At 66.7% G+C, this 8,624-nt stretch carries 11 protein-coding genes; 5 read left to right on the plus strand and 6 right to left on the minus strand.

What is annotated here, in order from left to right; genetic code table 11:
- Positions 1–26: 26 nt before the first annotated feature.
- Positions 27–287 (minus strand): hypothetical protein, encoded by a 261-nt coding sequence (locus VGD20_RS09460; protein WP_331134199.1) that lies wholly within the window; start codon positions 285–287, stop codon positions 27–29.
- 110 nt (positions 288–397) lie between these two features.
- Between VGD20_RS09460 and VGD20_RS09465 the strand changes: the two genes are divergently transcribed.
- A complete protein-coding gene (locus tag VGD20_RS09465; protein WP_331134200.1) occupies positions 398–1,870 on the plus strand; it encodes an ATP-binding protein in 1,473 nt (490 codons plus the stop codon).
- Here VGD20_RS09465 and VGD20_RS09470 read toward each other — a convergent pair whose 3' ends face one another.
- Positions 1,871–2,068, minus strand: coding sequence for a DUF1192 domain-containing protein (locus tag VGD20_RS09470; protein WP_331134201.1), 198 nt, complete (start codon positions 2,066–2,068; stop codon positions 1,871–1,873).
- Between the two features lie 147 nt (positions 2,069–2,215).
- On the opposite strand from VGD20_RS09470, the gene VGD20_RS09475 reads away from it, so the two are divergent.
- The 3 genes from VGD20_RS09475 (at position 2,216) to VGD20_RS09485 (ending at position 4,552) form a co-directional block, all read left to right on the plus strand.
- Positions 2,216–3,196 carry an NAD(P)H-quinone oxidoreductase gene (locus tag VGD20_RS09475; protein WP_331134202.1) on the plus strand — a complete coding sequence of 327 codons (981 nt, stop codon included), beginning with the start codon at positions 2,216–2,218 and terminating at the stop codon, positions 3,194–3,196.
- Positions 3,197–3,263: 67 nt separating this feature from the next.
- A complete protein-coding gene (locus VGD20_RS09480) occupies positions 3,264–3,833 on the plus strand; it encodes a hypothetical protein (RefSeq protein ID WP_331134203.1) in 570 nt (189 codons plus the stop codon).
- Positions 3,834–3,928: 95 nt separating this feature from the next.
- Positions 3,929–4,552 (plus strand): glutathione S-transferase family protein, encoded by a 624-nt coding sequence (locus VGD20_RS09485; protein ID WP_331134204.1) that lies wholly within the window; start codon positions 3,929–3,931, stop codon positions 4,550–4,552.
- A 70-nt stretch (positions 4,553–4,622) separates the two neighbouring features.
- Here the strand turns inward: VGD20_RS09485 and VGD20_RS09490 are convergent, their stop codons facing one another.
- From VGD20_RS09490 to VGD20_RS09500, 3 genes are all read right to left on the minus strand, one after another.
- Positions 4,623–5,747 (minus strand): MBL fold metallo-hydrolase, encoded by a 1,125-nt coding sequence (locus VGD20_RS09490; protein WP_331134205.1) that lies wholly within the window; start codon positions 5,745–5,747, stop codon positions 4,623–4,625.
- Between the two features lie 3 nt (positions 5,748–5,750).
- Positions 5,751–6,386 carry a DUF1013 domain-containing protein gene (locus tag VGD20_RS09495; protein WP_331134209.1) on the minus strand — a complete coding sequence of 212 codons (636 nt, stop codon included), beginning with the start codon at positions 6,384–6,386 and terminating at the stop codon, positions 5,751–5,753.
- 293 nt (positions 6,387–6,679) lie between these two features.
- Entirely contained in the window at positions 6,680–6,955 is a 276-nt protein-coding gene (locus tag VGD20_RS09500; protein WP_331134206.1) for a hypothetical protein, read from the minus strand.
- A 128-nt stretch (positions 6,956–7,083) separates the two neighbouring features.
- Here VGD20_RS09500 and VGD20_RS09505 point away from each other — a divergent pair, with 128 nt between their 5' ends.
- Entirely contained in the window at positions 7,084–8,262 is a 1,179-nt protein-coding gene (locus VGD20_RS09505) for a DUF481 domain-containing protein (RefSeq protein ID WP_331134207.1), read from the plus strand.
- Here VGD20_RS09505 and VGD20_RS09510 read toward each other — a convergent pair.
- Positions 8,259–8,624 (minus strand): VOC family protein (locus VGD20_RS09510; protein ID WP_331134208.1); only part of this gene is annotated, 366 nt, incomplete at its 5' end. The two genes, VGD20_RS09505 and VGD20_RS09510, sit on opposite strands and share 4 nt — an antisense overlap.

The raw sequence follows: 8,624 nt of genomic DNA on the forward strand, positions 1-8,624 counted from the left end.
TCCCGGTCGTTTCCTGACACTCCAGATCAACCCTCTCCCGCCCGATCGACCATATCCATGAAATCGCGCGCGATGTTGCGTTCGCCCTCGTCCTTGAACGCGACGTCGAGGTCGGGCGCGACGCCGAGCATGTACATCAGTGCCCACAGCGCGAAGCGGCGGCCGGGGTTGGTCTCCAACCCGAAATCGACGCGCATGCGTTCGGTGCCCGCGGCGTGTGCCTCGGGGTGGATTGCGTCCAAGTCGGCGGTGCCGAAATAGCGGCGGAGTTGGTCGTCGAAATCCATGACGTCCTTTTGGCCCGTTCGCGCCGCTTGGCAAGCTCGCGCGGCAAAATCGGGCGATCCGAAGACCCGCCCGGTTGTCTTTGCCCAAGCGCCCCGATAGGGCGGCGTCCGTGAAGACCAGCATCGAGATCGGAACCGACGGCACGGGGCAGGCTGTGCGCATCGACGTGCAGGAACTGCTCGCGACGCGGCTGCTCGTGCAGGGTAATTCGGGGTCGGGCAAGTCGCACCTTCTCCGCCGCATCCTCGAGGAAAGCGCCGAACTGGTGCAGCAGATCGTCATCGATCCCGAGGGCGATTTCGTCACGCTCGCCGATGCGTACAGCCATGTCGTGATCAACGGCGGCGACTATAACGAGCGCGAGATCGCGGCGATGGGCGCGCGCATCCGCGAGCATCGCGCCTCGATCATCCTCAGCCTCGAATCGCTCGATATCGAGGCGCAGATGACCTGCGCGGCGGCGTTCCTCAACGCGCTGTTCGATGCGCCGCGCGAGCATTGGTTTCCCGCGCTGGTCGTGGTCGACGAGGCGCAGATGTTCGCGCCAAGCGTCGCGGGCGACGTCGCCGACAACGTTCGCCGCGCGAGTCTCGGCGCGATGACCAACCTGATGTGCCGCGGGCGCAAGCGCGGCCTTGCGGGGGCGATCGCGACGCAGCGGCTGGCGAAGCTTGCGAAGAATGTCGCGGCCGAGGCGAGCAACTTCCTGATGGGGCGCACCTTCCTCGATATCGACATGGCGCGCGCCGCCGATTTGCTCGGCATGGAGCGGCGGCAGGCCGAGACGATCCGCGATTTGGAGCGCGGGCATTTCCTCGGGCTCGGCCCCGCGATCTCGCGGCGGCCGATCGCGGTGCGCATCGGCGCAACGCAGACCTCGACGCGGCTGGGCACGCACGGGCTGATGCCGCTGCCGTCGGCAGGGGGTGAGGATATGCGTTCGATGCTCTTCACCGAACTGGAAGCGCCCGCCCAGCCGCGCTTCTTTGCGCCCGAACCCGAACCGGTCGCGGCGAGCGAAGTGCTGGAGCGGATCGCAGCGAGCGAGCCGCTGCATGAGGATGCCGATGCCCCGCCCGTGCTCGATATCCTCGAAGCGGTCGAGGAAGCCGAACAGGGCGACGCGGTGGTGATCGATACGCTGCAGGAGATGCTCTCCGACCCAGATTGCGCCTTCCAGCCCGAATCCTTCCTCTATCAGGATTTTTCGGTGCGCTGCCGGATGCAGAAGCTGAAGAAGGTGCCGCTCGACCTCGCCGCCTTCCGCCGCCGCTTCGCGCTCGCCAAAGGGGGTGTGTTCGATCCGTCCGAGCCGCGCTGGCGCAAGGCGCTCATCGTCGCCGACCGGCTGCCGCATGACATGTTCGCGCCCTTCCTGCAGATCGCGCGCGCCGCGATGGACGGCGAGCCCTGCCCCGACGACGAGATCCTCGGCCGCGCTTATGGCAGCCGATCGCCGGGGCGCATCCGCCGCCTCGTCGACTATATGGAAAAGCAGGGGGTGATCGTCGTGCGCGCCGATTTCGGCGGGCGGCGCTCGATCGGCATCCCCGAACTCGGGCTCAGCACCGAGGCCGAGTAGCTAACCCTTCCGGAAGAGCGCCTCGGCGGCGGCTTTCTGGCTGGTCGCAGCGCTGCGGTGCGCCTTGACGCGCTCGATCTCGGCCTCGAGCGCGACAATGCGCTCGTCGAGCTCGTCCACCGATAGCGGATCGAGCGGTTGCTTGATCAGTGCCGCGAGCACATCGTCGCGGCGGCGGGGAAGGTCGTCATCGTCCATGGCGTATCCTCTCTCGCTGGCCCCTGTGCCGAAAAGGCGCGCGACTGTTGACCCGTGTCGCCGCACTGTCAATAAGGCGGGGCAGGGGGTGGGGGAAATGACGGGACCAGTGGGGGAATTAGCAGCGTGACCAGCGTGCCAACAGACATGACCGCCATCGCCATCAGCGCGCCGGGCGGGCCCGAAGTATTGCAACCGGCGACGCGGCCGGTGCCGGAGCCCGCGGCGGGCGAAGTGCTGATCCGGGTCGCCGCCGCCGGGGTGAACCGCCCCGACGTGCTGCAGCGCATGGGTTTCTACCCGCCGCCGCCGGGCGCGTCGGACCTGCCGGGGCTGGAGATCGCGGGGACGATCGTCGCGGTCGGGCCGGGCGGCGATCCCGAGCTTCTGGGGCAGGCGGTGTGCGCGCTCGTCGCCGGCGGCGGCTACGCCGAATATTGCGCCGCGCCCGCGGGAAGCTGCCTGCCGGTGCCGAAGGGCTTTTCGATGGCCGAGGCGGCGGCGCTGCCCGAGACGGTCTTCACCGTCTGGCATAACCTGTTCGAGCGTGGCTATGTGCGCGACGGCGAGACGGTGCTTGTCCATGGCGGCACCAGCGGTATCGGTACCACCGCGATCGGGCTCTGCAAGCTGTTCGGCATCCGGATCGTCGTGACGTGCGGCAGCGCCGACAAATGCGCCGCGGCGACGGCGCTCGGCGCCGATCTCGCGGTCGATTATTCGAGCGAGGACTATGTCGAGGCGGTGAAGGCCTTCACCGGCGGCAAGGGTGTCGATGTCGTGCTCGACATGGTCGGCGGCGACTATCTGCCGCGCAATCTTGAATGCCTCGCCGAGGACGGCCGCCACGTCACGATCGCGTTCCAGCGCGGCGCGAAGGTCGAGTTCGACATCGCCGACGTGATGCGCCGCCGGCTGACGCTGACCGGCTCGACGCTCCGCGCGCGCAGCGTCGATTTCAAGGCCGTGCTGGCGGACGAAATCCACCGCACGCTCTGGCCGCGGCTGGCGGAGGGCGGATGGAAGCCCGCGATGGACCGGACCTTCCCGCTCGCCGAGGCGAGTGCCGCGCATGCGCGGATGCAGGCGGGCGAACATGTCGGGAAGATCGTGCTGACGGTGGAATAGGCGGGAACGTTACACCATTTCAAAGGTTAACGGGATAACAGGGGCTAACATCAGGAGACTTCCGACGATGAAACCCCGTCTGGATTTGCGTACCCTTTTCCTTTCCGCAACCACCATTGCTCTCGCGCTTTCCGCCTGCTCTTCGCAGCCTGCGGAAGAGAAGGCGTCCGCGGGCCCGGGCGGCGCGGCCGAGGTTGTGACGGCCGATACGGCACCCCCCGCGATCAAGCCCGTCGACATCCCGACGCGCGGCGGCGACGGTTCGCCGATCGAGTTGACCGCCCTCTCCGAAGCCGATGTCGGCGGCGCAAGGCTCGACGGCGAACTCGGATGCAGTTTCGCCGCCAGCGCGGCGGCGCAGCCGCTCCTGCTCGCCAAGGGCAATGTCGCATCGCAGGATCCGGCGCGCGGAATCGTCAAGGTCGGCGACACGATCGAGACGGTGTCGGCCAATGGCGGCTTCGATGCCATGGCGAAGGGTACGAAATTCTTTGGCAAGGGACTGCAGCTTCGCGTCGCGCTGACCGGACCCGCGCAGGGCGGCGGCGAATCGCCGCCGCGGCCAGCGACGCTGACCGCCGACCGCGCCGACGGCGCGCAGCGCGTCTTCGCGGGGCTTTGGCAGTGCGGCCCCTGAGGACCGGCGCGCCCGCTTGCGGATGCGGACTTGTCGCAGCATAGAGGCGCCGCTGGATGTGGGGGCAGCGGCGAAACAAGACAATGGGGGCTTCGATGGGCGATGTGCCGATTCTTCACGAATATGCGGCAAGCGGGAATTGCTACAAGATCCGGCTGACCGCAGCGCTGCTCGGTACGCCGATCGAGCGGCGCGAATATGATATCATGGCGGGCGAGACGCGGACGGCGGAATTCCTGGCGAACGTCAACGCCAACGGCCGCATCCCGGTGCTGCAGGTCGGCGACCGTTTCCTGCCCGAAAGCAACGCCGCCTGTTTCTGGCTCGCCGATGGCACGCACCTCGTCCCCTATGACCGGTTCGAGCGCGCCGACATGCTGCACTGGATGTTCTTCGAACAATATAATCACGAGCCCAACGTCGCGACCTTGCGCTTCTGGATGAAGTGGATCGGCGAAGCCAATCTGAGCGACGCACAGCGGCTGCAACTGCCGCTGAAGCAGGCGGCGGGGGCGGCGGCGCTCAAGCTGATGGACGAACATCTGTCGGCGCACGACTGGCTCGCGGGGCACGACCTCTCGCTCGCCGACATCGCGCTCTATGCCTATACGCATGTGGCAGAGGACAGCGGGCGGTTCGCGCTCGCCGATTATCCTGCCGTGCAGAGCTGGATCGTCCGGGTCGAGGCAGAGCCGGGGTTCGTGGCGATGGGGGCGTAGGCGCGAACGTCGGCTAACCGACCGAGAACTGCGCTATCTTTCTTCGTCACCCCGGACCCGATCCGGGGCCTCACGCCACCCCGTGATACCACCACACCCCGTCGCGGTCCTCGCGCCGGACGCGGCCTTCGACCTCCAGTCGTTTCAGATGCGCGAGCGCCTCGCCGGTCGCGAGGCCCTGATTATGCTCGCCGATCGGACGGTTGAAGAGCAAGGGGAAGCTGTCGACCGCGCGCATGGGCGTCTTCGCCGCAGCTTCGGCGAGATTGTAGAGCCGCATGCGATGCTCGTCGCGGAGCGCCATCAGGCGCACGTGCAGCCCCTTGAACGGCTCGCCATGCGCGGGACAGGTGACGACGTCGGCGGGGACGACGTTGAGCAACTTGTCGATCGACGCCAGCCATTCGCCGAGCGGATCGGCGTCGGGTTCGGTGATGTTGACCGAGACGTTCGAGCTGATCCGCGGCAGCACCTGGTCGCCCGACACCAGCACACCCTCTTTCTCGTTCCACAGGCACGCATGTTCGGGGCTGTGCCCCGACCCGGTGACGACGCGCCACTGGTGCGCGCCCATGTCGAGCCGCTCGCCATCCTCGATCCGCACATAGGAGCGCGGCAAGGTGAAGATCATGCGCTGGAACATGTTCCAGCCGCGCGAGCGCTGCGTCTCGATCGCCGCCTCGTCCCAGCCCGCCGCGCGCGACTGGGTCAGCACCTCATCGGGCGCGGTGTCGGAGGAATCGGCGACGATCGCACGCGCGGTCAGCATCTCGCCGCGCGTCATCCACAGCTTCACATCCTGTTTCTTCGCGATCCAGCCCGCGAGGCCGATATGGTCGGGGTGGAGGTGCGTGCCGATAACGCGCGTGACGCGCTTGTCCCTGAGCGCCCCGGCATAGAGCGCCTTCCACGCATCCGAACACATCGTCAGGCAGATGCCGGTATCGACCACCGCGACGCCATCATGATCGTCGAGCAGCCAGCTGTTGATATGGCCGAGCGACCCCGGCATCGGGATGCGCGCCCAACTGATCCCGTTCGCGATGCGGATCGTCTCGCCCGGACCTGGCGCGGCGTCGCCCCACGGATAGGTCAGGCCCGCATGGCTCGTCGCGGTAAAGCTGTCGTCCTGCGTCAACGAGGCATCCGGCGAGCCGCTGGCCGCCGGAATATTGTCCTCGTCCGCTCCTGCCATGGCTCAGGCTTCGCTGTCGGTTTCGGCCTCTTCGGCGGCGCGTGCTTCGGCCGCCGCAGTGCGCTCGGCGCGCAGCTCTTCGAGCAGCGCCTCACGGTCGCCTTCGAAACGGCTGTCCTCGGGCGCCTTGATGCCGGCCTTCTTCGCCGCCTTGGCGACGAGCGCGTCGAGTTCGCGCTGCGAGCAGAGGCCGAGCGTCACCGGATCCTTGGGTACGATGTTCGCGCTGTTCCAGTGGCTGCGGTCGCGGATCGCGCCGATCGTGTTGCGCGTCGTACCGATCAGCTTGCCGATCGCGCCGTCCGACACTTCGGGGTGGTTCTTCAGGATCCACGCGATGCCGTCGGGCTTGTCCTGGCGCTTGCTGACCGGGGTGTAGCGCGGGCCGCGGGTGCGGCGGATCGTGTCCTGCGCCTGCTTGCTCATCTTGAGCTTGTAATTGGGGTCCTTCTGACCCTTCTCGATCTCTTCCATCGACAGTTCGTGCGCGCGGACGGGGTCGCGGCCGGTATATTTGGTCGCGGCGGTCTCGTCGGCGATCGCCTGGACCTCGAGGATGTGGATGCCGCAATATTCGGCAATCTGGGCAAAGGTGAGGCCGGTGTTGTCGACCAGCCAGGCGGCGGTCGCGTGCGGCATCAGCGGTGTGGCATCGGCGTTGGCCATGACGAAAGCTCTCCAAGCGGAAATAATAAGGGCCGCCCCTCGCGGGGCGGCCGTTCGGCGGTCGATGTAGACCTGTTTGGCCGATGGAGCAAGTGCGGGGATTTCCTGCGTGAGCCTATGGGCGGTGAGCTGTCGTCGACGCGCCCGCCCCTCGCCATCCCGGGCTTGACTAGAGATCCGCCTTTCCTTCGAGAAGGCAGGCCCCGGATCAAGTCGGGAGGTGACGAAAAAGGACCGGGCAGCTCACGGCCGGAAAGCCGCCGCTTCTAATCCCGCCGCTGCATGATCCAGCTGAAGGCCATCGCGTTGAAGATCGTGTAGAGGCCGTAGAGCATCAGCGCGGTGAACCAGTTCTGCACCGCGATTGCCATCGCGCCGACCAGCAGCAGAAACTCGAAGATATAGGTGATATGCGGTCCGGCCTTGTCGGCGAGCGGTTTCACCATCTGCCGGATCAACGGGTCGTCGCTCTCCATGAAGGCGCGGTGCATCGCGAAATTGCCGACCCCGGCGCAGAAAATGGCGATGATTGCGATCAGCATAGGTTTGCGATGGGGCAGGCGGGGTGGAAATGCCAGCAACTTTCGGGTTATAGGGATAGCCGGACGCGCTCTGGCCGCGCCGACGATCGAACGAACCCGGCTTCTGCCCCCAGAGAAGGACGTCATCGGTGACATCAATCCCCCGCTTTGCGGCACTCAGCCTGTTCGCCTTGGCCGCCCAGTCGGCAGAGGCGTCGCAGGAGCCGGTGAACCCGCCGCAGCCCAATCCCGTGCTCGCCGACCCGGTGCTCGCCAATCCGTTTCCCATGGAGGTCGTTCCGCTCCATCCCATGTTGCCCGACGACGTGCGCGACATGATCGACGCCGCGATGGCAAGCGGCGAGGATGCCGATGTCGAAGCGGTGGTCAAAGTTGCCCGACTGGCCAATCCCTACAGCGCTCGCGAAATCGACGCGCTGCTGGCGGAGTACCGGAACAGGCACGCGCCGCCGGTTCCGCCCGACCCGGTGCGCGATATGCTGGTGGCCGCGATGGCGAGCGGCAAGGATGCCGACGTCGAGGCGGTGGCAAAGCTGGCGAAGGCAGCCAACCCCGAGAGAGCGTCGGAGATCGAGGCGCGGGTCGTCGCCTATCGCGCCGAACGAAAGCGGCTGAAGGACGAAGCGGTGGCGGCCGAGCGTGCGAGGCTGGCGGCCTCGAAATTCTGGCAAAACTGGAAAGGCGAGGGGCAGATCGGCGCATCGCAGAGCAGCGGCAACACCGAATCCGTCGGGCTGAGCGCCGGCGTCGCGATCGCGCGCAAGGGGATCGACTGGACGCACAAGTTTCGCGCGCAGGCCGATTACCAGCGGACCAACGGCAAGACGTCGATCGAACGCTATCTGGCCGAGATCGAGCCCCAATACCGGATCAACGACCGCACCTTTGCCTTTGGCCTCGGTCGCTGGGAGCATGACCGGATACTCGGATACGACACGCGCTGGAACCTGTCGGGCGGGCTTGGATATAGGGTGATCGACAACAAGAAGATGACGCTCAGCCTGAAGGGCGGCCCCGCGTTTCGCCAGACCGATTTCGTCAATGGCGGTGCGGATACCGAATTGACCGCGCTGGCAGGTCTCGATTTCGGCTGGCAGATGTCGCCGACGATACGGCTGACGCAGGTGGCCTCGACGATCATCGGCGAGGCCAACGGCTCGACGAGTTCGCAAACCGCGCTCAACGCCAAGCTGACCGGCGCGCTGTCGGCGCGCATCGCCTATTCGGCGCAGATCGACACCAGCCCGCCGCCGGGGATCGAAAGCGTCGATACCCAGACGCGCTTTACGCTGGTGTACGGTTTCTAGTCGAACGCATCGGCGCCGCCGATCTGCTCGCCGTCGGCAAGCAGGCCGACGCCGGGGACATGGTTGAATTCGACGCGGATGCCGTCGGGGTCCTCGAACAGCACCGAATAATAGCCGGGCGCCCATGGTTCTTCCTGCGGCGGGTGGACGATATGGATGTCGTCGCGCGCCGCGAGGAAGGCGTGGGCCCTGTCGATCGCGGCGCGATCGCGCATGCGGAAACAGGCATGATGAAGCCCGGGCGCACCCTGGTCGAAGCGCTTGCCGGCATTTTCCGGGCTGCCCGTGCGGATGCCGATCGCGGTGCGGCCGCCGACGCCGTAGAGCATATATTCGCTGTCGAGCACGATCTTGAGATCGAG

Source organism: Sphingopyxis sp. (assembly GCF_036402335.1).
Lineage (GTDB): Bacteria > Pseudomonadota > Alphaproteobacteria > Sphingomonadales > Sphingomonadaceae > Sphingopyxis.

Bases quoted from the DNA above. Each gene is read 5' to 3' on its own strand.
- VGD20_RS09460 (WP_331134199.1), bottom strand. From the start codon at position 287: ATGGATTTCGACGACCAACTCCGCCGCTATTTCGGCACCGCCGACTTG.
- VGD20_RS09470 (WP_331134201.1), bottom strand. From the start codon at position 2,068: ATGGACGATGACGACCTTCCCCGCCGCCGCGACGATGTGCTCGCGGCA.
- VGD20_RS09475 (WP_331134202.1), top strand. From the start codon at position 2,216: ATGACCGCCATCGCCATCAGCGCGCCGGGCGGGCCCGAAGTATTGCAA.
- VGD20_RS09480 (WP_331134203.1), top strand. From the start codon at position 3,264: ATGAAACCCCGTCTGGATTTGCGTACCCTTTTCCTTTCCGCAACCACC.
- VGD20_RS09485 (WP_331134204.1), top strand. From the start codon at position 3,929: ATGGGCGATGTGCCGATTCTTCACGAATATGCGGCAAGCGGGAATTGC.
- VGD20_RS09490 (WP_331134205.1), bottom strand. From the start codon at position 5,747: ATGGCAGGAGCGGACGAGGACAATATTCCGGCGGCCAGCGGCTCGCCG.
- VGD20_RS09495 (WP_331134209.1), bottom strand. From the start codon at position 6,386: ATGCCGCACGCGACCGCCGCCTGGCTGGTCGACAACACCGGCCTCACC.
- VGD20_RS09500 (WP_331134206.1), bottom strand. From the start codon at position 6,955: ATGCTGATCGCAATCATCGCCATTTTCTGCGCCGGGGTCGGCAATTTC.